22 protein-coding genes are annotated in these 26,318 nt (G+C 61.5%); 1 reads left to right on the top strand and 21 read right to left on the bottom strand.

Annotated features, from left to right (window positions below):
• Window position 1 precedes the first annotated feature (1 nt).
• From IVB22_RS07850 to IVB22_RS07825, 6 genes are all read right to left on the bottom strand, one after another.
• A complete protein-coding gene (locus IVB22_RS07850) occupies window positions 2–1,372 on the bottom strand; it encodes a dicarboxylate/amino acid:cation symporter (RefSeq protein WP_247516719.1) in 1,371 nt (456 codons plus the stop codon).
• Between the two features lie 25 nt (window positions 1,373–1,397).
• Window positions 1,398–2,372 carry a TAXI family TRAP transporter solute-binding subunit gene (locus IVB22_RS07845; protein WP_247516718.1) on the bottom strand — a complete coding sequence of 325 codons (975 nt, stop codon included), beginning with the start codon at window positions 2,370–2,372 and terminating at the stop codon, window positions 1,398–1,400.
• Between the two features lie 28 nt (window positions 2,373–2,400).
• Window positions 2,401–4,152: a dihydrolipoyl dehydrogenase gene (gene lpdA, locus IVB22_RS07840; protein ID WP_247516717.1), complete on the bottom strand. Its 1,752-nt coding sequence runs from the start codon at window positions 4,150–4,152 to the stop codon at window positions 2,401–2,403.
• A gap of 16 nt (window positions 4,153–4,168) precedes the next feature.
• On the bottom strand, window positions 4,169–5,734 hold the full coding sequence (locus tag IVB22_RS07835; protein WP_247516716.1) for a dihydrolipoyllysine-residue acetyltransferase: 1,566 nt from the start codon (window positions 5,732–5,734) through the stop codon (window positions 4,169–4,171).
• A 24-nt stretch (window positions 5,735–5,758) separates the two neighbouring features.
• Window positions 5,759–8,446 carry a pyruvate dehydrogenase (acetyl-transferring), homodimeric type gene (gene aceE / locus IVB22_RS07830; RefSeq protein WP_247516715.1) on the bottom strand — a complete coding sequence of 896 codons (2,688 nt, stop codon included), beginning with the start codon at window positions 8,444–8,446 and terminating at the stop codon, window positions 5,759–5,761.
• A 188-nt stretch (window positions 8,447–8,634) separates the two neighbouring features.
• Window positions 8,635–8,784, bottom strand: a complete 150-nt coding sequence (locus IVB22_RS07825) for a hypothetical protein (RefSeq protein WP_247516714.1) — start codon at window positions 8,782–8,784, stop codon at window positions 8,635–8,637.
• 199 nt (window positions 8,785–8,983) lie between these two features.
• On the opposite strand from IVB22_RS07825, the gene lipA reads away from it, so the two are divergent.
• Entirely contained in the window at window positions 8,984–9,952 is a 969-nt protein-coding gene (lipA, locus tag IVB22_RS07820; protein ID WP_247516713.1) for a lipoyl synthase, read from the top strand.
• 276 nt (window positions 9,953–10,228) lie between these two features.
• Here lipA and IVB22_RS07815 read toward each other — a convergent pair whose 3' ends face one another.
• The 15 genes from IVB22_RS07815 to IVB22_RS07745 form a co-directional block, all read right to left on the bottom strand.
• A complete protein-coding gene (locus tag IVB22_RS07815) occupies window positions 10,229–10,456 on the bottom strand; it encodes a hypothetical protein (protein ID WP_247516712.1) in 228 nt (75 codons plus the stop codon).
• Between the two features lie 211 nt (window positions 10,457–10,667).
• The gene (locus IVB22_RS07810; protein ID WP_247516711.1) at window positions 10,668–11,942 is read right to left on the bottom strand and encodes an alkaline phosphatase family protein; all 1,275 of its coding nucleotides are present in this window, start codon (window positions 11,940–11,942) and stop codon (window positions 10,668–10,670) included.
• A 23-nt stretch (window positions 11,943–11,965) separates the two neighbouring features.
• Window positions 11,966–12,829 carry an ABC transporter permease gene (locus tag IVB22_RS07805; protein WP_247516710.1) on the bottom strand — a complete coding sequence of 288 codons (864 nt, stop codon included), beginning with the start codon at window positions 12,827–12,829 and terminating at the stop codon, window positions 11,966–11,968.
• Between the two features lies 1 nt (window position 12,830).
• On the bottom strand, window positions 12,831–13,766 hold the full coding sequence (locus IVB22_RS07800) for an ABC transporter permease (RefSeq protein ID WP_247516709.1): 936 nt from the start codon (window positions 13,764–13,766) through the stop codon (window positions 12,831–12,833).
• On the bottom strand, window positions 13,766–14,767 hold the full coding sequence (locus IVB22_RS07795) for an ABC transporter ATP-binding protein (protein ID WP_247516708.1): 1,002 nt from the start codon (window positions 14,765–14,767) through the stop codon (window positions 13,766–13,768). Before IVB22_RS07795 ends, IVB22_RS07800 begins: the two co-directional genes overlap by 1 nt.
• Complete coding sequence (locus IVB22_RS07790; RefSeq protein WP_247516707.1) at window positions 14,764–15,750, bottom strand: ABC transporter ATP-binding protein; 987 nt, start codon at window positions 15,748–15,750, stop codon at window positions 14,764–14,766. The genes IVB22_RS07795 and IVB22_RS07790 overlap by 4 nt, the downstream gene beginning before the upstream one ends.
• Before the next feature lie 3 nt (window positions 15,751–15,753).
• On the bottom strand, window positions 15,754–17,391 hold the full coding sequence (locus IVB22_RS07785) for an ABC transporter substrate-binding protein (protein ID WP_247516706.1): 1,638 nt from the start codon (window positions 17,389–17,391) through the stop codon (window positions 15,754–15,756).
• Window positions 17,392–17,510: 119 nt separating this feature from the next.
• Window positions 17,511–18,338, bottom strand: coding sequence for a sugar phosphate isomerase/epimerase (locus IVB22_RS07780; protein ID WP_247516705.1), 828 nt, complete (start codon window positions 18,336–18,338; stop codon window positions 17,511–17,513).
• A gap of 245 nt (window positions 18,339–18,583) precedes the next feature.
• Window positions 18,584–19,540: a carbohydrate kinase gene (locus tag IVB22_RS07775; protein WP_247516704.1), complete on the bottom strand. Its 957-nt coding sequence runs from the start codon at window positions 19,538–19,540 to the stop codon at window positions 18,584–18,586.
• A gap of 4 nt (window positions 19,541–19,544) precedes the next feature.
• Window positions 19,545–21,209, bottom strand: a complete 1,665-nt coding sequence (locus IVB22_RS07770) for an FGGY-family carbohydrate kinase (protein ID WP_247516703.1) — start codon at window positions 21,207–21,209, stop codon at window positions 19,545–19,547.
• A 28-nt stretch (window positions 21,210–21,237) separates the two neighbouring features.
• Window positions 21,238–22,011, bottom strand: a complete 774-nt coding sequence (locus tag IVB22_RS07765) for an SDR family NAD(P)-dependent oxidoreductase (RefSeq protein ID WP_247516702.1) — start codon at window positions 22,009–22,011, stop codon at window positions 21,238–21,240.
• A 45-nt stretch (window positions 22,012–22,056) separates the two neighbouring features.
• Window positions 22,057–23,061 (bottom strand): ABC transporter ATP-binding protein, encoded by a 1,005-nt coding sequence (locus IVB22_RS07760; RefSeq protein ID WP_247516701.1) that lies wholly within the window; start codon window positions 23,059–23,061, stop codon window positions 22,057–22,059.
• Between the two features lie 16 nt (window positions 23,062–23,077).
• A complete protein-coding gene (locus tag IVB22_RS07755; RefSeq protein WP_247516700.1) occupies window positions 23,078–23,908 on the bottom strand; it encodes a carbohydrate ABC transporter permease in 831 nt (276 codons plus the stop codon).
• A gap of 3 nt (window positions 23,909–23,911) precedes the next feature.
• Window positions 23,912–24,784 (bottom strand): carbohydrate ABC transporter permease, encoded by an 873-nt coding sequence (locus IVB22_RS07750; RefSeq protein ID WP_247516699.1) that lies wholly within the window; start codon window positions 24,782–24,784, stop codon window positions 23,912–23,914.
• 83 nt (window positions 24,785–24,867) lie between these two features.
• Complete coding sequence (locus IVB22_RS07745) at window positions 24,868–26,181, bottom strand: sugar ABC transporter substrate-binding protein (RefSeq protein ID WP_247516698.1); 1,314 nt, start codon at window positions 26,179–26,181, stop codon at window positions 24,868–24,870.
• Window positions 26,182–26,318 lie beyond the last annotated feature (137 nt).

Here is a 26,318-nt window from a genome sequence, read left to right as displayed (position 1 = left end):
GTCAAGCGACGACTGGCCGGGGCGCGCCTGCCTCTATCTCGTCATCCGCAATCTTTACCGACTCCGGATCGTCCGCTTCGACATCGCTCTCCTGGTTCAGGCGTTGATGGAGCATTCTTTCATCGAGCGCCCCTTCCCATTTGGCGACAACGACTGTCGCAACGCCATTTCCTATGAGGTTCGTGAGCGCGCGCGCCTCCGACATGAAGCGGTCAATGCCAAGGATCAAGGCGATGCTCGCAACCGGAATCGTCCCGACGGATGCAAGTGTTGCGGCCAGAACGATGAAGCCGGATCCCGTGACACCAGCGGCGCCCTTGGATGTAAGGAGCAGAACGCCAATGATGCCGAGCTCTTGCCAGATCGTCAGCTCCGTATTGGTCGCCTGCGCCAAAAAGATCGCGGCCATTGTCAGGTAAATACAAGTGCCATCGAGGTTGAACGAATAGCCGGTTGGAATGACCAAACCGACGACCGACTTTTCGCAGCCAAGATTTTCACACTTGGCGATCATACGCGGCAGCACTGATTCCGACGACGACGTGCCAAGCACGATCAGGAGTTCTTCCTTGATATAACGGATGAACTTGAAGATCGAAAAGCCGCTAAGGGCAGCAACGGAGCCGAGCACGATGAAGACGAACAACAAGCATGTTACGTAAAACGCCAACATGAAGTTCCCCAGCGAAATTAGCGTCGCCACGCCATACTTGCCGATCGTGAACGCCATTGCGCCGAACGCTCCGATCGGCGCAACTTTCATGATGTAGCCCACGATCTTGAAGAACACGTGGCTCACGACATCAATCAGCCGCAGCACGCCCTCACCGTGTTGACCGAGAGCTTGCAACCCAAATGCAAACAGGATCGCAAAGAACAACACCTGTAAGATTTCGCCTTGGGCAAAAGCGCCGACAACTGTCGGCGGGATAATGTCCATCAGAAACTGGACCGTGCCCTGGTCCTTCGCTTTTGCGGTGAAGGCCGCGATCGATTTTGTGTCAACGGTCGACAGATCGACGTTCATGCCGACGCCAGGCTTCCAGAAATTGATAACGATAAGTCCGATGATCAGCGCAGCTGTCGTCAGCACTTCGAAATAGATCAATGCCTTCAAACCAACGCGTCCGACCTTCTTCATGTCGCGCATGCTGGCGATACCATGCACAACCGTGAAGAAGATGATCGGGGCGATAATCATCTTGATGCATTTGATAAACGCATCACCAAGCGGCTTCATCTGCTCGCCAAGCTGAGGATGAAAATGGCCCAGTAATATGCCGGCTGTGATTGCAGCCAAGACCTGCACATAGAGGTGCTGATACCATTTTACGGAATGGTGACCGCCTGTCGTTACTGCTGCTGTTGCCATATCTCATTCCTCCCTAAGCTTCTTCTCAGTCCGCATTCACAACTCCGGGCGTAAGCCTGCTGCGATACCAACTGACCGCGCCGCCATGCAGCGGGATGAAATTGTTGCGCGTGATGTTCGAGGGAATCGTTTCCGCCGCCGCAGGATGAAATTCGATCATCCGCTCGTTATTGGCGAACACTGTGTTGACGATGGCTGTGACCAGATCGTCCGGCAAATCCTTGTGCGCGACGGCAAAATTGAACAGGCCGACCGTGTCGTAACGGCGCCGCAAGGTGGGATACGTACCTGCCGCGACAACGGATGCGGAGAGTTCCGGCATCGTCAGGCGCAGCGTTGCGATCTCCTGCCGCGTGAGAGGCAGGTAGCGCACCTTCGCCTTTCGCTCTATATCGATAAGCATTGGAACCGGTACGCCGGCGCCAACCGCGAGCGCATCGATGCTTCGCACCAACGACTTCTCCGCAAGCTCCGCCCAATCGCCGTGAACTACGGTGGCCTCGATCTTCAGCGCCTTAAGGAACTCGGGAAAGTAGGTGGCGGTGGTGCCGCCTTCGGGCCCGACACCGATACGCTTGCCGGCGAATTCGGCAAACGATTGAATCGGCGAGTCACTGAGCACCTGAAACTGAAACGGCGTATCATACATCGCGAACATGACGCGCATGCTTCGGTATTGCCGCCCATCGGTCCAGGCAGCGCTGGCGTTCCAGGCTTGCAACGCCACGCCTTGTGTGACGAAGGCCAGCTGGATTTCACCGGTCTCAAGCAGCTTGATATTCTCAATCGGGCCGCCAGTTGGTCGCGCCACCACCGCGATGCCGAGTTCTCGCGAGAGCAATCGAGCCAGCCCTTCGCCATAGGCGTAATAGGTGCCGCCTTCCGACGCGGTGCCGAGAGTGAGCACCTGGGGCCAATGCGCCTCCGCCGCCGACGCCAACCTCGGCGGCAGCAGAACAAATGCGAGAAGGATAAGAATTCGCCACGCTCTTGAAACCATGACTGTCTCCTTCATTTCGACCGCGGCGTCACTTTTTCTTTTGCGGCGGCAGGTCCGTGCAATGGCCCTCGAACACTTCGGCCGCCATGCCGATGGACTCTCCAAGTGTCGGATGCGGATGAATGGTCTTGCCGATATCGGCTGGCTCGCAGCCCATCTCGATGGCAAGGCAGATCTCGCTGATGAGATCGCCGGCATGCGTCCCGACGATGCCGCCGCCGACCACGCGATGGGTCGTCGCATCGAACAGCAGCTTGGTGAACCCCTCGTCGCGGCCGTTGGCGATGGCGCGGCCGGAGGCCGCCCATGGAAAGACCGCCTTGCCGACCTTGAGCCCCTCGGCCTTGCACTGCTCCTCGGTCTTGCCGGCCCAGGCAACTTCGGGATCGGTGTAGGCGACGGAAGGAATCTGCCGCGCGTCGAAATAGGACTTCTCGCCATGCGCGACTTCGGCGGCCACATGGGCTTCATGCACGGCCTTGTGCGCCAGCATCGGCTGACCCACGATGTCTCCGATCGCGAAGATGTGCGCCACGTTAGTGCGCATCTGCTTGTCGACGTCGATGAAGCCTCGCTCGGTCACCGCAACGCCGGCCTTCTCCGCGCCGATCTCCTTGCCATTCGGGCTTCGGCCGACCGACACGAGAACGAGGTCGTAGACCTGCGGCCCGGCGGGCGCCTGCTCGCCCTCGAAGCTCACCTCGATCCCGGCCTCGGTCGCCTTCGCGCCGACCGTCCTGGTCTTCAGCATGACCTTCTCGAAACGGCCCGCGTTCATCTTCTCCCAGACCTTAACGAGGTCACGGTCGGCTCCCTGCATCAAGCCGTCGAGCATTTCGACAACGTCGATGCGTGCGCCGAGCGTCGAATAGACCGTCGCCATCTCGAGACCGATGATGCCGCCGCCGATCACCAGCATGCGCTTGGGGATTGATTTCAGTTGCAGCGCGCCGGTCGAATCGACGATGCGCGGATCGTCGGGCAGAAACGGCAGTTTCACGGCCTGACTGCCGGCGGCGATGATGGCGTTGGCAAACTTGACCGTCTTCTTGCCTCCGGCTGAGAGAACTTCGAGATGATGCGGGTCGAGGAAAGTACCGACGCCGGTCGCAACCTCGACCTTGCGGGCCTTCGCCATGCCGGCAAGGCCGCCCGTCAGCTTCCTGATCACGCCGTCCTTGAACGCGCGCAGCTTGCCGAGGTCGATCTGCGGCGCGCCAAAGGAAATGCCGTGGTCGGGGAGATGCCTGACCTCGTCGACCACGGATGCCGTATGCAAAAGCGCCTTGCTCGGGATACAGCCGACGTTAAGGCACACGCCTCCGAGCGTATCGTAACGCTCGACCAGCACCGTCTTCATGCCGAGATCGGCGGCGCGGAAGGCGGCCGAGTAGCCACCGGGACCGGCGCCCAGCACCAGCATGTCGCACTCGATTTCTGCCTTGCCGGAATAGGATGCCGCGGAAGGCGCGGTTAGCGGCGGACTGGCGGCAGCGGCCGGCTGCGATGCCGGCGCAGCTTTTGGCGCGGCAGCGGCGCCTGTAGCCTCCAGCACGAGGATGGTCGATCCTTCGCTCACCTTGTCGTCGACCTTGACCCGGACCTCCTTCACGACGCCGGCGTGGGAAGACGGAATCTCCATCGACGCCTTGTCGGACTCGACCATGATGAGGCTGGTGTCGACCGCGACGGTCTCGCCGGGCTTCACCATGATTTCGATCACGGCAACGTCCTTGAAGTCGCCGATATCCGGAACCTTCACTTCGATCTGCTGAGCCATGCTGATTCCCCCGATCTCAGAACAGCACGCGCCGCAAATCGGCGAGCACGTTGGCGAAGTAGACGTTGAAGCGCGCGGCCGCCGCACCGTCGATGACGCGGTGGTCCCAGGACAGCGACAGCGGCAGTGTCAGCCGCCAGTTCGACGTCTTGCCGTCGGAGGAGTGCTGCTTCCAATAGCCCTTGCAGACGCCCATGATCGCGACTTCGGGCGCGTTGATGATCGGCGTGAAATAGATGCCGCCGATGCCGCCGAGCGAGGAGATCGAGAAACTCCCGCCCTGCATCTGGTCGGGCTTGATCTTGCCTTCGCGCGCGAGTTTGGCGAGGGCGTTCATCTCCTTGGCAATCTCCGGCACCGATTTCTTGTCCGCGTCGCGGATGACAGGCACCATCAGGCCATTCGGCGTGTCCGCGGCAAAGCCGATGTGCCAGTAGTTCTTGTAGACGAGCGCGTCGCCGTCGAGGCTCGCATTGAATTCCGGGAATTTTTGCAGCGTTGCTACCGCGGCCTTCACCATGAACGGCAGGAGCGAAAGCTTGACGCCGCTCTTCTCCAGTTCCTTGTTCATCGTCACCCGGAATTGTTCGAGATCGGTGATGTCAGCCTCATCGTGGGTCGTTACATGCGGGATGACGACCCAGTTGCGGTGAAGATTGGCCGCGGAAATCTTCTTGATGCGGCCAAGATCCTTGCGCTCGACCGGCCCGAATTTTGCGAAATCAACCTTGGGCCAAGGCAGAAGGTCGATCCCGCCGACACCGCCTCCGCTTGCGGCCGCTGCTTGCGGCTTTGCAGAGGGTGCCCCGCCTTTGCCGAAGGCCTCGACGTCTTCACGCAGAATACGGCCGTGATTCCCCGAGCCCTTGACCTTGCCGAGATCGACACCCAATTCGCGTGCCAGCTTGCGCACGGCCGGACCGGCATAGGCGAGCGCGAAGCTTTTTTCGTCAAGGGCGTCGGCCACCGCCGTTCCAGCGGCGGTGGCCGACGAGGACGCAGGCGGCGACATGGGAGAGATGTCGGCCTGCAAAGGTGCTGCCCCAGTTGCGAGCGATAGGATGATCGAGCCCTCGCTGACCTTGTCGCCGGTCTTGACCTTGATCTCGCGCACGGTGCCCGAGAGAGGCGCCGGCACTTCCATCGTCGCCTTGTCCGACTCGAGCGCGATCAGCGGATCCTCCGCCTTCACGCTGTCGCCGGCCTTTACGAAGATCTCGATGACCGGAACGTCCTTGAAGTCGCCTATGTCAGGGACCCGCACCTCGGCGACTCCAGCCGGTGCGTTGACCGGCGATGGTGGAGCGCTGACGACCGGGCGTGCCTCGACCTGCTCGGCGCCGCCGCCCTCGAACTGCACAACCACCGTGCCTTCGCTGACCTTGTCGCCAACCTTGGCGATCACCGACTTCACCACGCCATCGCGTGGCGACGGCACCTCCATGGTCGCCTTGTCGGACTCCAGCGAAACCAGGGGATCCTCGGCCTTCACCTTGTCGCCCGGCTTGACGAAGACCTCGATCACCGGGACGTCCTTGAAGTCACCGATGTCGGGCACCTTGATGTCGATCAGACCACTCATCGCTCTGTCCTCGGCTCCGCTGGCTCACACGGTCCAGGGCGCAGCACGCCCGGCGTCGATTTTGTATTTGGCGATGGCTTCGGCCACGATCGCCGGCTTGATCGCCCCGTCGTCGGCCAGTGCCTTGAGCGCCGCGACGGCAACGTAGTGCCGGTCGACTTCGAAGAATTTTCGCAGCTTCACGCGATAGTCGCTGCGGCCAAAACCGTCCGTGCCGAGCACGACGTATCGACGGCCGGCGGCCTGGACATATTCCCGGATCTGGTCGGGGTAGTTGCGCATGTAGTCGGTCGACGCCACGACGGGCCCCGGATGCCCATCGAGTTGCGCCTCCACCCAGCTCTTGCGGCGCGGCTCGGTTGGATGCAGCAGGTTCCAGCGTTCCGACGCCATGCCGTCACGGCGCAGTTCGTTGAAGCTGGTCGCGCTCCAGATGTCGGCGGTGACGCCGAAGTCCGCCTTGAGCAGATCGGCGGCCGCGATCACCTCGCGCAGGATCGTACCCGAGCCGACGAGCTGGACGCGAAGCCCCTTCTTCGGCGTCTCGCCACCGTTCTTCAGGAGATAGAGCCCCTTGAGAATTCCCTCCTCCGCCCCCTTGCCTGCGTCGGCGAGGGCGGGATGCGGATAGTTCTCGTTCATCAGGGTGATGTAGTAGTAGACGTCCTCCTGCACCTCGTACATGCGCCGCATGCCTTCGCGGACGATCGTCACGACCTCATAGGCAAAAGTCGGGTCGTACGACACGCAGTTCGGGATGGTCGCGGCGAGGACATGGCTGTGGCCATCCTCATGCTGCAGCCCCTCGCCGTTGAGCGTGGTGCGGCCGGCGGTGCCGCCGAGCAGGAACCCGCGCGCACGCATGTCGCCGGCGAGCCAGGCCAGGTCGCCGACGCGCTGCAGGCCGAACATCGAATAGTAGATGTAGAACGGAATCATCGGCACGTTGTTCGTGCTGTAGGACGTCGCGGCGACGATCCAGCTCGACATCGCGCCGCCTTCGTTGATGCCCTCCTGCAGGACCTGCCCGCTCTTGTCCTCACGGTAGTACATCAATTGATCGGCGTCCTGCGGCCGGTAGAGTTGGCCGACCGATGAATAGATGCCGAGTTGGCGGAACATGCCCTCCATGCCGAAGGTCCGGGATTCGTCCGGCACGATCGGCACGATGTGCTTGCCGATCGCCTTGTCGCGCAAGAGGGTGCCGAGCATCTGCACGAACGCCATCGTGGTCGAGATTTCGCGGTCGCCCGTAGCGTCGAGCAGCCGCTGGAATGTCGACAGCGGCGGAATTTGTAAGGACGTGGATTTGCGCCGGCGTTGCGGCAGGCTGCCGCCAAGTTTTTCGCGCTGTGCGCGGAAATACTTCATCTCCGGGCTGTCTTCCGGCAGGCGGAGGAAAGGAACCTTCGCCAGATCATCGTCGGTAACCGGCACCTGGAAACGGTCGCGGAAGCCGCGCAGCGCGTCCTGCGTCATCTTCTTGGCCTGATGCGCGATCATCTGGCCTTCGCCAGACTCGCCCATGCCGTAACCCTTGACGGTCTTCGGCAGGATCACCGTCGGCTGGCCCCTGTGATTCACCGCCGCTGCGTAGGCCGCAAAGACCTTCTCCGGATCATGGCCGCCGCGCGCGAGCTTCCAGATCTCGTCGTCGCTCATGTCAGCGACGAGCTGTTTCAATTCATCGTACTTGCCGAAGAAATGTTCGCGGATGTAGGCGCCGCTCTTGCTCTTGAAATCCTGGTACTCGCCGTCGACGCACTCCTCCATGCGCCTCAGCAGCAATCCGCTCTTGTCCTTTTCGAGCAGGCGATCCCAGCCCGAACCCCACAGCACCTTGATGACGTTCCAGCCCGCGCCGCGGAAAACGCTTTCGAGCTCCTGGACGATCTTGCCGTTGCCACGGACGGGTCCGTCGAGCCGCTGGAGGTTGCAGTTGATGACGAAGATCAGATTGTCGAGATTTTCGCGGCCGGCGAGCGAAATCGCGCCGAGCGATTCCGGCTCGTCCGTTTCGCCGTCGCCCATGAAGGCCCAGACCTTGCGATTCGAGGTCTCGGCCAGCTTGTGGTTCTCAAGATACTTCAGGAACCGCGCCTGATAGATCGCCACCAAAGGCCCCAGTCCCATCGACACCGTCGGGAACTGCCAGAAGTCCGGCATCAGCCATGGGTGCGGATAGCTCGACAAGCCCTTGCCGCCGGTCTCCTGCCTGAAACCGAGAAGCTGCTCCTCGCTCAACCGGCCTTCGAGAAAGGCGCGCGCATAGATGCCGGGCGAACAGTGACCCTGCACGAAAATCAGATCGCCGCCATGGCCGTCGGTCGGCGCATGCCAGAAATGGCCGTAGCCGATATCATAGAGCGTGGCAGCCGACTGAAAGCTCGCGATATGACCGCCGAGCTCCGAGCTTTCCTTGTTGGCGCGCAGAACGATTGCAAGAGCGTTCCACCGGATGATCGAGCGAAGCTTGTGCTCGATCGCGCGATCGCCCGGCAGCGCCGGCTGCCGATCCGGCGGGATCGTGTTGCAGTAGGGCGTTGTCAGTGACTGCTCGATCTTAAGGCCGCCACGGCGTGCGGCGTCAAGCATCGCACTGACGACGAACTCGGCTCGTTCGTTGCCGCGATGACCGCGGACCGCCGACAAGGCGTCCAGCCATTCCCGGGTTTCCTGCGGATCCAAATCCTGCGCGTCCGCGACCTTCATTAACATCTCCATTGCATGCCAAGCCGAAAACAGGCGTCAACGTTCATTGCGCTCCGCATGCTGCGGAAACGCGCAATGCCACACAGGCGATATCGCCTGGCGCTCTAGGTCATGAGTTGAATACTGGCTGGCATCTGAACGTCCCCTCGCGTTGTTTATTTTCGAGCTGTCGCTTCTTTTGCGGATACCTAAGCAGCATTCGTGCCAGACCATGAAAAGCGCAGCCATTCGCGCGCATGCCATTCATTTTGCTTGAGTTCGCCTCGGCTGCCGCCGCGCGCGCCAATCCGATCGGGCAGGATCTGTCCGAAGCTCCGGAAAACCGGCTGGAGGCTCATCCGAGATATCGGATCGTCCGGCGACGGGTTCCAAATACAAGGCTCGAAGTCGCAAACCAACCTGCGCGCACGAAGCGAGAGCGCCCGCAGGCAGCGTCCGGTCACGAGAGGGTCGCTGGTGGGGGACAAAGAATCGAATTGACGAAGTTCGCTTGGATAGCTGAATGTCCGCAACCGGCGCATTCACGAGGCGCACCAAATGACCGTCGTACTCGATCTCCTCAACAACGATCCGAGAACGAAGATGCGGCCCGACATGCCGCGTCACCCCGAAAAGGCCAATCGCCCCGACACGCCCATGCAGAGCAAGCCTGCTTGGATTCGCGTGAAGGCTCCCGGCTCCGCCGAATGGGCCGAGACGAAGCGTATCGTGCGCGAGAACAAACTCGTGACCGTCTGCGAGGAAGCGAGCTGCCCCAATATTGGCGAGTGCTGGGCGAAGAAGCACGCGACCTTCATGATCATGGGCGATACGTGCACTCGTGCCTGCGCTTTCTGCAACGTTCGCACCGGTCTGCCCGGTCCGCTCGACGCCGATGAACCGGTCAAGGTCGCCGAAGCAGTTGCCAAGCTGGGACTGGAGCATGTCGTCGTCACCTCGGTCGATCGCGACGACCTTGCCGACGGAGGCGCCGCCCATTTCGCCGCGACGATTGCGGCCATCAGGGCGACGAGCCCGGGTACGACTGTCGAAATCCTGACTCCGGATTTCCTCCGCAAAGACGGCGCGCTCGAAACGGTCGTTGCGGCAAAACCCGACGTGTTCAACCATAATCTGGAGACGGTGCCGTCGAAATACCTGACGGTGCGGCCCGGCGCGCGCTATTTCCATTCGGTCCTGCTGCTGCAGCGCGTGAAGGAACTCGACGCACAGATCTTCACCAAGTCCGGGATCATGGTGGGCCTCGGAGAAGAGCGCAGCGAAGTGCTGCAACTGATGGACGACCTTCGTTCCGCCGACGTCGACTTCCTGACCATCGGCCAGTATCTCCAGCCCACGCGCAAGCACCATGCTGTCATGCGCTTCGTACCCCCTGACGAATTCGAGGCGTATGAGAAGGTCGCTTATGCCAAGGGCTTTCTGCTGGTGTCAGCCACGCCGCTGACACGCTCCTCGCACCACGCGGGCGATGACTTCCGCAAGCTGCGTGAGCGCCGGCGGGGCTAGCGATTGGTTGCGGTCGAGCCACACGTTGCGGTGCTCGACGATCAGGCTCGTGGTTAAACCGAGCCCGTTAGCTCAGCAGAACCATCCCAACGTCTTCATCTTGCCTGCACCCTGATCGTACCCGTTGCCGACGGGACCTGACAGAGTTCGCGACACTTCCCGACGATCGCCCCAGCGGCATTAGACGCGCGGCACCAATAAAGGAACCTCGTCAAGGCCCGATAGCCTGCGAAGCGAGGCGTCCTTCCTCGATCAGTTGTCGCCGCTGTTCGCCGTTCAGCGAACCGGCACCAACATACTGCACCGCGCTGTTCGGATTGTAGCTTCGTCGATCCCGCGGCGCGCGGCTTTCGTCCTCTTCCTGGCGATTTGAACTGCCGTCTCCGCCGCCGAGCCAAGCACTTCGACGATGATGACGGACGGCTGCTCGGACGTTCGCGATTGCGTGACGTCCTTCACGGCATCGGTCGCCGCCTTCTGGCTCGCGTCGCCCTCGAGCTTCAAGGGAGGCGCCGAACTCTCTTTCGCCGGTAAACCTTTGACTTCACCTGAGACCTGGAAATTGTTCGCGTTCAGCACAAAGAGGGGCCGTGTTCCGAACCGAATACAAGGGGGCGACCCTGCGCGACCACCTCGGCCTGTCGCGCCCAAAAACTCCTCACTTTCGACACTGCATGACTTCTGCGACCATCCGGATCGACCAGAGCCCTTCGCTTCAGCCTGACGTCCGGCCGCCGAGCGGAACGCCGTCGAGACCGTCCAGTGGCAAACCGAGGTGGTACAGCGCGGTCGGCGCGAGATCGATGATACGGCTCGTCGTCGTGACGACGCTGCCAGCCGAAAACCCGTTGCCGACGGCTATCAACGTTGGCTGCGTTTCATGCGGGCCAAGCCCGCCGTGCATTCCGCAATCGCGCCGTACGGCATCCTCGTTCTCGGCGAAGCGAACCGCCATCGCCGTGAGCCCCGGAATGCCGTTGCAATTGCTGCCTTGCGACTTCGCCATATCAACCGCGAGAACGTCGGCGGCTGGAATTTGACCAAGCTCGGCGAGGTCTTCGCCTTTGATGATGCGTCCAGCCCAGGACTGTTGGCCGAGCCAGTCGGCCACCTCGTTACGCCGCGACAGGGCGTCGCCGCCAAAATGGATGAAAGCCGATGACCCCTGAGGCGCAACGACAATTTCCGGGCTTTCCAGGCCCGCCTTGAATCCCGCTTGGTACAGCCGCCGTTCGACCGGCACCGTCTCGGTGACGGATTCGTGGCCATGGTCTGACCCGACGAGCAAGAGCACATCATGACCGCGGTCCCGCAACTGTTCCACGGCTTCCGCGACCGCACCGACATGCATATCGACCTCGCGCAGCACCATGAGATGTTCCGGTGATCCGAGCGGAAAGGCGTGCATGGTCTTGTCGGGCTCGGACAACCAAAGCGCTGCAACCGAGGGCGGTCGCTCCATCAGAATCGATATAAATTTGTCCGTTAGCACCGCATCACCAGCCGCGCCAGGAGGAGCGACAACTGCGGGCATCAGCGGTACGCGGCCTCGGCTATAACTCAATTCGCGGTGGTACAGTTCGCCGTGCCCCTCAGCGTCGTGAAAGAAGGCCGCGCCCGGCGAGACGTTGGAACAGAGCACCGCTCCGTGCAACGGCGCCGCCCGCAGCGACAAGGATGGGCGCGTCAACAATCGCCCGAAATGATTGCGGTACGTCTCGTAGAACTCCGGCCTTCCCGCGTCATGAACTTCATGGCCGTTCTCAATCGGCAATGCGACCGTATTGCCCCTCAGTCCATGCGATATGGGCCAGCAACCGGTGGCGATGGATGCAGACGACGCCCGCGTCGCCGACGGAAAAATCCCGCGATGGTCCGCGAACCAGGTTCCCGCCTGCCGAAGCCGCGCCATGTGCGGCGTCATCTCTTCGGACACGAAGTCCGGCCGGTGCCCATCGCAGATGACGATGACGACGATCGGGTGTGACATCGGTAATCCCATTTTGAGAAATACTAAGCCAGGGTAGGATCGAGCTTGTCGCGCAGCCAGTCGCCGATCAGCGAGACCGCAAGCGTCGTCAGCGTGATGACCGCCGCCGGCGTCAGCATGATCCACGGCGCGCTGCCGATATACTCGCGGCCATATCCCACCATGTTGCCAAGGCTGGTCATCGGCGGCTGCACACCGAGACCTAGAAAGGACAGCCCGGATTCGAGCAGGATGACCTCGGGAAACACCAGAGTCATCGAGATGATCAACGTAGACGCAATGTTGGGAAGAATATGGCGCAGATAGATCCGCGACGGCGCCGCGCCGAGCTGCCTGACGGCTGAGGCATACCCCTGCCCTGTTGCGGAGATTGCCAACCCCCGGGCGATGCGCGCGTAGCGTTCCCAGCCATAGAAGCCCATGAGCCCGATAAGCAGTGGCAGCGAACTTCCGAAAAAGGCCAGCACTGCAAGCGCCAGAATCAGAAACGGCATGCTGGCTTGAAAATCGGCCAACATCAGCACGGCCTGTTCGGCGAGTCCGCGGAAATGCGCCGCGAAAAATCCGAGAAGCGTGCCAACGATGGCCGAGATCGCTGTCGCGCCGAAAGCGATCAGCAATGAAATGCGGATCGAAAAAATGAGCCGTGAGAGCACGTCGCGGCCGAGCTCGTCGGTTCCGAGCCAATGCGCGGCATTGCCGGGGGCCGAAAGACGATTGCGCAGATCCATTTTTGTGACGCTATAGGGAGCGATCGTTTCAGCCAGGATTGCCACCACCAACATGGCAACGACCCACAGGATAGCAACGGCGACGACGGGCGGAATCCTCGGCCATGAAATCGTTCGTTTCGCCACGCTTGATCCCGGTAATGACAAATCCGCCATGTCAGTGCGCCCCCGCCGCTTCCCGGTTCCTCAGGCGCGGATCGAGGAAACCATAGAGGAAATCGACGACCAGATTCGATGTCACCATCGTCGCCGCGACGAGAAGCAGGATGCATTGCACCACAGCAAGATCGCGGTTCGCAACGGCAACGACAAGCAGTCGCCCGACCCCGGGCCAGGAGAACACGCTTTCGACGACGACGGCGCCGGCGATCAAGGTGCCGACCATGAAGCCGACGATGGTCACCGTCGGGATCGCGGCATTGGGTAAGGCGTGCGACAGGACCACCGCGCGCCATGATACGCCTTTGGCCGACGCCGTGCGGATGTAGGGCTGGCCTAGCACTTCCAGCATCGCGCTGCGCGTGAAGCGCGCAAGTACCGCCGCACCTCCGATGCCGAGCGTAACAATCGGAAGGATCGCGTGCCGCCAGGTTTCCTGCCCGCCGGACGGCAGCCAGCCGAGTTGTACGGCGAAAATCAGCACCAGCACGAGGCCAAGCACGAAACTCGGAACCGTAAACCCGGCCACGGCCCCGATCATCACCGCGCGATCGATCAGGCTGTTGCGATGCAGCGCCGCGAAAATGCCACCGGGGATGCCAATCGCAAGCTTGAGCAGGAGCGCCGGGATGGTCAGCGTCAGGGTTGCGGGGATTCGCTCGAGAACAAGAGTGATCGCTGGGCGCCCGTCTCGCATCGAGCGTCCGAGTTCTCCCTTGGCGATGGCGCCAAAATAATCGAAATATTGCATCCAGATCGGATCGTCGAGCCCCCACGCCTTGCGGAAGGCGGCGATGACTTCAGGAGGCGCTTCTGGGCCCATAATGATCAGTGCCGGATCGCCGGACAGCCGAAGCACGACAAACGCAAAGGTGACGACCAGAGCGATCGTGATCATGGCCCGTCCAATGCGGATCACGAAATAGCGCGCCATCAGGCAACGGCTCCCAACGCCACAGCCGCAGGCGATTCAAGTCCAGTCAGATGGCAGGCCGCACTTCGATCGGGAGAAACCTCGACAAGAGCCGGCGCTTCGGTGCGGCAGCGAGCGAAGGCGCTTGGGCATCGCGGGTGAAAGGCGCATCCACCCGGTTTCGAGGCTGGATTTGGCGGATCGCCAGAAAGCACGATCCGCTCACCTCTGCGCGCCCCAGGGGCCGGCGATGCGGAAACCAGCGCCCGGGTGTAGGGGTGCTGCGGCGAGACAAACAGGTCGTCGGCGTTCCCCAGTTCGACCACACGCCCGAGATACATCACGGCGACGCGCTCGCTAATCTGGCGTACCACGCGCAGATCGTGACTGATGAACAGCATTGTCAAATCCAGTTCCGCCTGAAGATCAATCAGAAGATTGACCACCTGCGCCTGGATCGAAACGTCGAGCGCACTGACTGGCTCGTCGCAAACCAGAAAATCGGGCTTTGTCGCCAGAGCGCGTGCAAGCACGGCACGCTGCCGTTGGCCACCCGACAGCTCATGCGGATATCGCTGCCCAACGTCGTCCGAAAGCCTGACGCTGCGCATCAACTCCTCGACGCGCGCCGTGCGGAATGCCTCATCTCCGACGGCGTGAATATCGAGCGGCTCTCGCACCTGCGCTGCAATCGGCAGGCGGCGGTCGAGCGCACCGAGCGGGTCCTGAAAAATCATTTGCATACGGGCACGCGAGGCCCGCCATTCCGGTGTGTCCATCGCCGGAAGTCGCCGGCCGTTGAAGGCGACGGACCCTGCGTCTGGATTTTCCAGACCCAGCACGAGCCGGCCTGTAGTCGATTTTCCCGACCCGGATTCGCCGACAAGACCGAGCGTCTCGCCGCGATTGATCCTGAGGGTCACCCCGTCGACGGCACAAACCCCGCGTGGACGGCCGAACATACCCGCCCGCATCCGGTAAGTGCGGACCAGCCGGTCGACGCTTACCAATGGCGCGGTCATTCAGCGGCCTGGCCGATGATATCTGTCGCGCGCGCACGCCGATCAATTACGCAGGCAACACGTCGATTTTCACCAACGGCGCGAAGCCGTGGCGGTTTCGTTCCGCACAGCGCGGCGGCATGGACACAACGCGGCGCAAAAGCGCAGCCCCGCGGCATGGCCTTCGGATCCGGCACGGTGCCGGCGATGGCGGTGAGCCGACGGCGCGGGCCATCGATGGGCGGCAGCGATCCGATAAGTCCATGTGCGTAAGGATGGAGCGGATCATCGAACAACTCCACCGACGGCGCCTCCTCCACCACACTGCCCGCATACATGACCGCGACGCGGTCGCAGTTTTCCGCGACCACGCCGAGATCATGGCTGATGAGCACAATCGCCATGCCGGTCTCCCGGCGCACGCGCCGGATGAGTTCAAGAATTTGCGCCTGAATTGTCGCATCGAGCGCCGTCGTCGGCTCGTCCGCGATCAGCAGATCCGGGTTTCCAGCCAAAGCCATCGCGATCATGATGCGCTGGTTCTGTCCACCGGAAAATTCGTGCGGATAGGCGGAAAGCCGGCGTTCTGCATCCGGGATACCGACGAGGTCCAGCAGGCGCCTGGCTTCGGCGTGGATCGCTGCCCCCGACAGTCCCCTATGCAGCGCCAGGCTTTCGCCGACCTGCCTGCGAATCGTGAGCACCGGATTCAATGCGCTCGCCGGGTCCTGAAATATCATCGCGACGCGGCCGCCGCGCACCCTGTCCATGGTGGAAGGCGACGCGCCGAGAATTTCAGTTCCTTCAAGTTTCACGCTGCCGCTGACGGCCGCAGTCTTCGGAAGGAGACCGAGCGCCGCCAGCCACGTCACCGATTTGCCAGAGCCGGATTCGCCGACAAGCCCGACCGCCTCGCCGCGACCGACACTGAGGCTTATGCCGTCCAGCACCTTTATTCCGTTAAAGGCGACTGTCAGGCCGTCGAGCGAAACCAGCGGCTGCATGTCTCAAACCTCGAAATTTCCGGCGCGGAAATCCATGGCAAAGGCTGGGGCAGCCTTCCACTTGATGGACTTCGGCTTCGCGGTGAAGGTCGCGTTCTGGTGCAGCACCGTATAGGCCGGATCCTCGCGCTCACAAATCTCAAGCATGCGGCGGAAGGCCGTACGGCGCGCCGCACGATCGGTCGAAGTCTCCAGGAATTCGGAGAGCTTGTTGGCTTCCGCGTTTGTGAATTCCCCGATCTGCTGCTGCTGTCCATTCGGTCCGTGCTGGGCGACGAGCGAGGAGACCGGATCGTTGAATGGCGCGGAATTCGACCAGTCGCGCACTGCGCGCGTCGGCGTCCGCTCCATGATCTGGGTCCAGTTCTCCTTCGTCTCGATCTGGACGTTGATGCCCACAGCCTTCCACATCTCCACCAGCACCTGCGCCGTTGCGACCTGATTGGTGTAGTAGTTATTGAGCATCCGGTACGGGATCGGATCGCCCTTGTAATTGGCCTGCTTCAGGAGATCCTGCGCAATCTTGGGATTGTATTCCGGCACGGTCCAGTCGGACTGGAACATGTCGGCGTAGAACTCCCATTGCAGTCCGCGCGGAACGCGCGTGCGTCCGGCCCAGAGGCTATCGACGATCGCCTGCCGGTCAATCGCATGAGTGAAGGCACGACGAATCAGTGGATTGGCAAGCTGCGGATGGTTCTTGTCGAACACCGTAAGCCGGTGGTTCATGATTGTGCCACCCTGAACCTCGAAGGCCGCGTTCTTCTCGATGCCGGAAATTTGATCTGGTGGAATGTCGCAGGCGAACTGGTACTGGCCGGACACAAGCCCATTCACGCGGCTTGATACTTCCGGAACCTCGACGAAACGAATACGTTTGATCGGCGGACGGCCGCCCCAGTATTCATCATGCGCCTCAAGCGTGAGCGACACGTCCGGCCTGAACTCGACCACCTTATAAGGACCGGTCGTAATCGGCCTGCGTGCCCAGTCGAGATAGCTTCCCGCCTCCTCCCAGCCGCGGCGGCTCATGATGTCGGATCCGTAACGCGACAGCCGGCCCTCCAGCGTTACATCGGGCGTGGCATTGACGAAGCGCACCGTATATTTGTCCACGGCCTCGACGCGGATGAGGTCGGGCCACGCACGGCGCGCCGCGGCCGGCACTTCCGCCGGCAGTTCCTTGCCAGGGCGCGGCGTCGGGATCTGCTCAAACGCCTTGATGGTACTCCGGTTCTTGGCTTCCGTATTCGCGAACATGCGCTCGCGACTGAAGCTGAAGATGACATCCTCGGCCGTCATCTCATCGCCGTTGTGGAATTTTACGCCCTGCCGAAGCTTCAGTTCGACGACCTGATCGTCGACACGACGCCATTCGGTGGCGAGTCCCGGCCTCACGCTGAGGTCGCCGCCCCAATTCTTGCCGATCAGAGCCTCCCACAAGGAGGAGAAGAACACGCGCTCGCCGACATTGGACTGCTCGCGCAACACATCGAGCGTGTTGGAGTTCGTGATCTTCTGAACCGCGATATTGATCGACGGACGACTGTCGGCCTGCCCGATCGAAATACGCGGCAAGACAAACGCACCGGCGGCGCCGGCACCGAGGCTCAGAATGGAACGGCGGGTGGGACGGATCATGAATCGTTCCCCTTTCACGGGACAACAACAATGTGTACGGAGATCGGCGCCGCGGTTGTCGCGCGTATCGTCGACCTATTATTCTCCCGAACAGGCGCGAGGCGACGCCTGCTTGACTTTCACACCGCGAGGCCGAGCGCCTCGAGATGCGCGGCACCACGACGAATGTTGGTCTGATCCTTGACCTCGATCAGAAGACGGGGCTTGCTCGATAAACGGCCGAGCGCCCTGAACACAGCAGCCCAACGCACGGAGCCATCACCCGGCAACCAATGACGGTCCGAGTAGCCGTCGGTATCCTGAATGTGGACGTGGGCGAGGTCATCGCCGGCGGCATCGATGTAATAGTCGACCGGCGGCGCGCCGGTGGAAACATGCGCATAATGCGCATGTCCGGTATCGATCGAAACCCGAACCGCGGCGCTGTTGAAGCTCCTGGCGAGCAGGACGCGAGCAGTCGGGTCTTTGTCCTCTATGTTTTCGATGACGAGTTCGCAACCGACGTTTTCGGCACGCTGCACGACGTCCTTGAGCGTCAAGTGGACCCGTTCGGTGAGTGCATGCCGGGACCCCGGATTGATATCCAGATTGTTGTAATCCCATGTCGTGAAGGGCGAGTGGATAACCATCTGGGTCGCACCGACCATCTCGCACGCCTCAAGGCCCTGCAAGAGCCGCTTGCTGACGACGGAGCGGATGAGCGGATCCTGGCTGTCGATCTTGAATCCCCAGAACGGGCCGTGAATCCCAAGCCGGCCCGTGTAACCGTCGAGCAGCCGTCGGATCTCCGCGCCCACTGAACGCCAATCCCCATCGAGCGTCTCACTGCTGAAAAAATCCTGAATTTCCAGATCGCGCTGCTTCTCAAGAATCCAGTCGCGTTGAATGGCGAGTGTCTCTTTTGTCAACGCAGCGCCGAGAATCGGCGCTTCCAAACTTGCGGCCATAGATGCCCCAATAGCTCGATCATGCTTCATGCAGGCGGAGCTAATCGAGCAACGTGACGGGCTGATGAAATTGCGCCGGCCAGCCTCACGATGACAGGCTTTTTCCACGATCTAGTGTTGAAGCGTTGGCATATCGGTTGTTGAGGAAACGACCGCGAAGGACGCGTGGACCTGCCGGTCCTCTATGGGCGGCCTCTTGAACCTGCCTCATCGTCCGTCGCTCGCGTACCTCCCCCTGCCGCGCCCTATCCCGCAAGAAGGCGCGACAGTGGCGGAGGACCAACATCAGATTGGCGTGGTGGATCGGCTCCCGCGCGCCCGCATGTGAAGGCCGCGCAAGTCGACGCAAACGACAACGCACGACCAAGCTCGTCGGAATTCAATTGCGCCAGCGTCCCGCACTTGATCCGTCCGATCGCGCGCAAAGCGAACAACAGGGCGGCCTGAAAGCTGTCGCCTGCCCCGATGGTGTCGACTACATCTACTGTCGGCGCCTCGACCTTCACCAGACCCGCTCCTCTGTGCCAGGCCTGGGCTCCATTGATCCCACGCGTAACGACGACGAGACTTGCACCAGCCGCAATAAGCGAGCTCGCCCTTTCCCCGTAGTTGCTCCCGCCATAGAGAAACTCAAAATCGACATCCGACATCCGCACGATGTCTGCGGCGGCAGCAAATGCGTTCATCTGATCGACGTAACGCGCCTTGTGCCTGACCAGGTTGGGCCGGCAATTCCGATCGAAGGAGATGGTGGTTGAGCCGCCCGCCTCTTCGATCATCACGAGCGCCTGGGCTGTCCCCTCGTCGTTGGCAAGCGTGGTCGATCCGACATGAATCGCTTCGATCTCGTCAAAGGGGATGGAGCCGCGCTGGTAAGTCCAGTTTCGGGACGCCGTCGCCTCGTCATAGAACGCATACTGCGGCTCGCCGCCCACGTGGCGGACGAACGCGAGCGTCGTCTGGTGCGCACTGCGCGTCACGTAGCGAAGATCGACCTGCGAGGCCGATGCGTGGTCGGCGATCATACGGCCGAAGAGATCGGTCGAGATGCCACCGACAAAACCCGCCGGCGCGCCGAGACGCGCCATGCCGACAGCGATGTTGAGACAGGAACCTCCGACAACCGGCACGGCCGCGTCGCGTCCATCCGCGGACTTGACCGGCAGGAAATCGACCAGGGCATCTCCACAACTCAGCAGCATGGCTCTAGTTCTTCGTATCAAGTTCGGCGATCGATGCGATCCCCTGCATCGCATTGCGGCTGTCTCGCTCGAGCTTTCGCATCATTCCGTGAACTCGCCGCTTTGTCCGGTGGAAATCCGTCAATCCCGGCGGTGTCGACTCGCTCAGACGGCCGATCGCCGACATTGAGGCCATCGCTTCGCCAATTGACCCGCAAGCCTTCGCCGCGACCGCGCCCAGCATGGCAGCGCCGAGCAGCACGGGCTCCTGTGTTTCGGGGACCGCAACGGTCAGGCCGGTCGTATCCGCCATGATCTGGCGAACTAGCGGACTTCGTCCCGCGCCACCGCTGATCACCATCATATCGCTGTCCACGCCGTGCGATCGAAAAGCGTCGACGACATCGGCAAGACCATAGGCAAGCCCGCACAGCCCGGCCACGAACAGCCGCTCCATCGAGCCGATGTCGACGTCGAGATCCAAGCCTGCAACCACCGCGCGGGAATAGGGATCGGCGAAGGGCGACCGGTTGCCGAGAAACTCGGGCAGAACGTGGATATCGCGGGCCAGCAACGCCGCCTCACCCAGGCTGGGTGCACGTGAGACTATGCGCCGTTCGAGAAATTCAAGCACTTCCATGCCGGCAGAATGCGCGGTCGCGACGGCCTCATCATGGGCTGGATGGGACCTGATGAGGTGATCGATGGCCGCACCGGCGGCAGACTGCCCGCCCTCGTTGAGCCAGAACCCGGGCACCATTCCCGAATAGTAAGGACCCCAGACGCCCGGGACGAAGCAAGCCTTTGACGTTGTCGCCATGATGCAGGCCGAGGTTCCCATAATGTAGGCAAGGCGGCGACACACATCGACCTCTTCACCCGACTTCCCGCGCCCGCCGATCGTACCCACGCCCCCGGCGTGGGCGTCAATCAGCGACGCTCCGACCGGCGTGCCTTCGAGGAGGCCGAAATCGTGGGCCGCGGACTTCGTCAGGCCAGCACCCAGCGGCGTGCCGGACGCGACGATCTCTGTTCCGATTTTCGCGTATTTGTCGGAGACCAGGTCACCAAGGCCAACGCGCTCGAAATAGCTGCGGCTCCAGCGCTGATCGTGGGCGAGATAATTCCATTTGCAGACGACCGTGCATATCGATCGCGCCGTCGATCCGGTGGCACGAAACGAAAGATAGTCGGCGAGGTCGAAGAAATGGCCCGCCGACCGATAGGTCGACGGCAGGTGCCGCTTCAGCCAAAGCAGTTTTGGAATTTCCATTTCCGGCGAGATCGAGCCGCCAACATAGCGCAGCACCTCGTCCTGCGTCCCGTTCACCTCGCGCGCTTCGGTCATCGCGCGATGATCCATCCAAACAATGACATTCCTTCGCTCGTCGCCCGAGCTACTTACCGTCAGCGGCTGGGCGCCAGCGTCGAGCACCACGAGCGAGCAGGTCGCGTCAAAACCCAGACCCTTGACCGCGGAAGGCGGAATGGCCGCCTCCCCCATCGCGGCGCGGACCGAAGCAGCGCATGCTGACCAGATTTCGGACGACGACTGTTCGACGACACCGCCCGCTTCGTGCCATAGCGTGATCGGATGCCGGGCGGTTGCCAGCAAGGTTCCGTTCGCATCAAACACTCCGGCGCGGGCGCTCGACGTTCCAACGTCGATGCCGATGAAGGCCTGCTGCATTGCAACTCCACTACAGATCAGCGCCAGTTCACCAGCACGTATAACCTCCGTCAACGAGGACGACGCTCCCGGTCATCAGGCTGGCGGCATCGGACGCCAGAAACAGGACGACGGACGCGATTTCGTCGACCTCTCCCATCCGGGCCATCGGCGTACCGCCGATCCAGGCATCGTACATCTTCGGGTTGCTTTTGACGAATGCGTTGAGAGGAGTTGTAATATAAGTCGGCGCCACGGCGTTGACACGGACGCCGCGCGCCCCCCACTCGGCCGCGAGCGATTTGGTCAGATGGTGCACCGCGGCCTTGGAGGCGTTGTAGTAGCACTGCTCCTGCGGTTTGTTGACGATAAAGCCGGACATCGATCCGATGTTCACAATGGAACCGGACTTCGCGTCCAGCATATGCTTGCCGAAGGCGCGGCAGCACCAGAACGTGCCATTCAGATTGACGTCGATGACGTTGCGCCAATGTTCGTCGGCTACCTTCTCGGCCGGTGTCTCGCTCCGCGCAATGCCGGCATTGTTGACGAGGATATCGACCCGGCCGAAGCGAGATGTCAGCTGATCGGCGACCTCGGAAACGCGCGTTGGGTCCGTCACATCCATGATGGCGATCTCGGCATCCAGACCTTTCGCCTTCAGGCTCGCGCACCCGACAGCGGCAAGTTGCGGGTCGCGATCTGCGATGACGACCTTCGCTCCCGCCTCCGCCAGGGCTTCCGCGCAGGCCAGTCCGATTCCCTGACCGCCGCCGGTTACGACGGCTGTCCTCTGGTCCAGTTTGAATTTTTCGAGATACATCTTTTGTTAGTCCTGTTTTCCTATGCGGCGCAGCGCGCCGTCCGCTCATGTCCTGATCACCGCGCCATCCTTGTCGAAACGGTGCAGCCGGGTTGGATCGGGCGAAAGCCATACACGGTCGCCGGACTTGAGATTGAATTCTCCGATGCAGCGTGCCGTCAGCATGCCGAGCTTGCCGGCGTCGACATAGAGGAAGGTATCGCTGCCGAGATGCTCGGCGACCGACACGGTGCCGGGCCAGCCTTCTCCCTCCTTGCCGATCCTTAGATGTTCGGGCCTCACGCCGAGGGTAGCGACGTCGGCCTCGCCGACCGCCTCGCCGGACACAAAATTCATTTTCGGCGAGCCGATGAAACCGGCGACGAAAAGATTCGCAGGCCGCTCGTAGAGCTCCAACGGCGAGCCGTATTGTTCGATATTACCGGCGTTGAGCACGACGATCTTGTCGGCCATGGTCATGGCCTCAACCTGGTCATGGGTGACATAGATGGCGGTGGTCGCGAGCTGCTTCTGCAATTTGGTGACTTCCAGGCGCATCTGAACGCGGAGAGCCGCGTCGAGATTCGACAAAGGCTCGTCGAACAGAAACGCCTTGGGCTCGCGTACGATCGCGCGTCCGATCGCGACGCGCTGGCGCTGTCCGCCGGAGAGCTCGCGCGGCTTGCGGTCCAGATAGGGGGTGAGATTCAGTGTGGCGGCCGCCGCCTCCACCTTACGGTCGATATCCGGGCGCGGCAGGCCGGCCATCTTCAGGCCGAACGCGATGTTGCCACGGACGCTCATATGCGGATAGAGCGCATAGGATTGGAACACCATCGACAAGCCCCGCTTGGCCGGCGGCACGTCCACCACGTTCTTGCCATCGATCAGGATTTGCCCGCCGGTGACGTCCTCCAGTCCGGCGATCAGGCGCAAGAGCGTCGTCTTCCCGCAGCCGGACGGTCCGACGAACACCACGAAGGAACCGTCTTCGATATCCAAATTGGCATTCTTGATGATGTTGACCGGTCCGAACGATTTCCGGACTCCCTGCAGCGTGATCTGGCCCATGATCTCTGTTCCCCTGCTATTTGACCGCGCCGAAGGTCAGTCCGCGGACAAGCTGACGCTGCGTGAACCATCCGAGGATGATGATCGGCGCAATGGCGAGCGTTGAGGCGGCCGACAGTTTTGCCCAGAACAAGCCTTCAGGACTCGAATAGGATGCGATGAACGTTGTGAGCGGTGCTGCGTCCAGCGTCGAAAGGTTCAGCGTCCAGAACGCCTCGTTCCACGCCAGAATGAAATTAAGCAGCAGCGTCGAGGCGAGGCCCGGGACAGCCATCGGCGTCAGCACATAGACGAGTTCGCGCCCGATGGTCGCTCCATCCATCCGCGCCGCTTCGAGAATGTCTTTCGGGATTTCCTTGAAGTAAGTGAAGAGCATCCAGATCACGATCGGCAGATTGCCGAGACAAAGAATCATCACGAGACCGGCGCGCGTATCGAGCAGCCCAAAATCCCGGAAGATCAGATAGATCGGAACCAGCACGCCTACCGACGGCATCATCTTGGTCGAGAGCATCCAGAGCAGGACGTCCTTGGTGCGTTTGGTCGGAGCGAACGCCATCGACCACGCCGCAGGTATTGCGATGATCATTGCGATCAGCGTCGATCCGCCGGCAATGAGGATCGAATTCAGCGCATGATGCAGGTAATCGCTGCGCTCCTGCACCGTGGCATAGTTTTCCATGGTCCAGTGAAACAACAGGAACTTTGGCGGCATCGAGAACGCCTCAAGCTCGGTCTTGAAGCTTGTCAGCACCATCCACAGGATCGGCAGGAAAATCAGAAATCCGAACAGCCACGCGGCAGCCGTGGACACCCATACGCGTCTTGCCGTCACCTTGCGTGCCATCGCTTACGTCTCCAGATTCCGCCCGACGATCCGCACCAGGAAGAAGGCCACGATATTGGCGATCACGACTGCGACCAGTCCACCGGCTGAGGCGTTGCCGACGTCGTACTGGACCAGCGCCTGCTGGTAGATCAGGAATGCGATATTGGTGGTCGCCAGGCCTGGACCGCCGCCGGTCGTGACAAAGATCTCGGCGAACACGGTCAGCAGGAATATCGTTTCGATCAGGATGACCACGGTGATCGGCCGCGCAAGGTGCGGCAAGGTGAGATAGATGAAGCTCGAAAGCGCGCTCGCCCCGTCCATCTCGGCCGCTTCCTTCTGCTCCTCGTCCTGGGACTGCAGCGCCGTCAGCAGGATGAGGGTCGCAAACGGCAGCCATTGCCAGGCCACGATCAGGATCACCGCGAACAAAGGCACGTCGTTGAACCAGTCGATCGGCGTTGCTCCCACGAGTGTCGCGACCCAGGCGAACAGTCCCGACACCGGATGCATCAAGAGGTTCTTCCATACCAGCGCGCTCACGGTCGGCATCACGAAGAACGGCGCGATCACCATCAAGCGGACGATGCTGCGCCCGATCACTTGCTGATCGAGCAGCAGGGCCAGCGGTGTGCCGAGCAGGATGGTGATTGCGAGCACTGAACCAACCAGCACCAGCGTGTTCCGCAGCGCGGTCAGAAAAGCGGGGTCGGTGAGAAAATATCGAAAATTCTCCAGCCCCACAAAACTCCAGTTTTCCGAGTCGAGCAGGCTGTAGTGCAGCGTGGAAAAATAGATCGTCATTGCTAGCGGGACGATCATCCAGATGAACAGCAATGCGACGGCCGGCGTCAGCAGAGCCCTTCCGAGGACCTGGGTTTGCTGCGTCGCCATCGTCGCCTCCTGCTATCTCTTGAAGGGAGATGTGGCTGCCGTCCGAGCTCCGGTCGGTCAGAAGCCAAGATTGGCGTGGCGCGCTATTTGATATAACCGGCGCGCTTCATTTCGCGTTCGGTGGCTGTTTGCGCGGCTGCGAGCGCAGCATCCACCGTCGAGGAGCCGGCCAACGCCGCCGAGAATTGCTGACCGACACTGGTGCCAATGCCCTGGAACTCCGGAATCGCTGCGTACTGCACGCCGACATACGGCACCGGCTGCACACTCGGCTTGTTCGGATCGGCGGCGTCGATCGATGCCAGCGTCAGCTTGGCGAAGGGCGCGACCTTCAGATATTCCGGATTCTGGTAGAGCGAGGTTCGCGTGCCGGGCGGCACGTTGGCCCATCCCTCCTTCGAGGCGACGAGCTTGGTGTAGTCCTTGCTGGTCGCCCAAGCGATGAATTTTTCCGCGGCGGCGGTCTTCTTCGAGCCCGCAGGGATCGCGAGATTCCACGCCCACAGCCAGTTGGCGTTCTTGCCTAGCCCCGCATTCGGCGCGAGCGCAAAGCCGACCTTGTCTGCCACCTTGGAGTCCTTTGGGTTGGTGACAAATGAGGCGGCCACCGTGGCATCGATCCACATCGCGCATTTGCCGGAGTTGAACAGCGCGAGGTTTTCATTGAAGCCGTTCGAGCTGGCGCCGGGAGGACCTGCAGCCTTCATCAGATCGACATAGGTCGAGAGCGTCTTCTTCCATTCCGGCTTGTCGAACTGCGGCTGCCACTTCTCATCGAACCAGCGCGCGCCGAACGAGTTCGACATCGCGGTCAGGAACGCCATGTTCTCGCCCCAGCCGGCCTTGCCCCTCAGGCAGATGCCGTAGACGCCGTCGGATTTGTCGGTGAGCTTCTTGGCTGCGTCGATCACGAAATCCCAGGTTGGGTTTTCCGGCATCGTCAAGCCGGCCTTCTGGAACAGGTCGGTGCGATACATCACCATCGAACTCTCGCCGTAGAACGGCGCGGCGTACAGCTTGCCTGATGCCGAGACTGCGTCGCGGATCTTGGGGAGCAGGTCCGCGGTGTCGTAGTCGGACCCGAGGTTGTCGAGCGGAATGAGCCAGTTCTTCTTGGCCCAGATCGGGACCTCATAGGTGCCGATGGTAAGCACGTCGAACTGTCCACCCTTGGTCGCGATGTCGGTGGTGACGCGCTGGCGCAGGACGTTCTCTTCGAGCGTCACCCATTTGACGGTGATGTCAGGATTCTTGGCGGTGAATTCGTTGGTCAGCGCCTGCATCCGGATCATGTCGCCGTTGTTCACCGTGGCGATGGTCAGGGTTGTCTGTGCGATGGAAGGGGCTGCGCCCAACAAGGTAGCCGCGCCCAGGAGGGCGCTGAGGACGTGTTTCACGATAACCTCCCTTAGTGACGTTGAGCATATGCCCACGCCTTGCAATTATGTTCACATTGACTCCATAGGTTGTCAAGGATCGGAATTGCGCTTGTGCACGGACGCGCAGGCGGGAGGACACGGTTCGATAGGCCCAC

This window comes from Bradyrhizobium sp. 190, from assembly GCF_023073415.1.
Taxonomy (GTDB): Bacteria; Pseudomonadota; Alphaproteobacteria; order Rhizobiales; family Xanthobacteraceae; genus Bradyrhizobium.
This window is presented reverse-complemented; position numbering and strand designations above follow the sequence as displayed.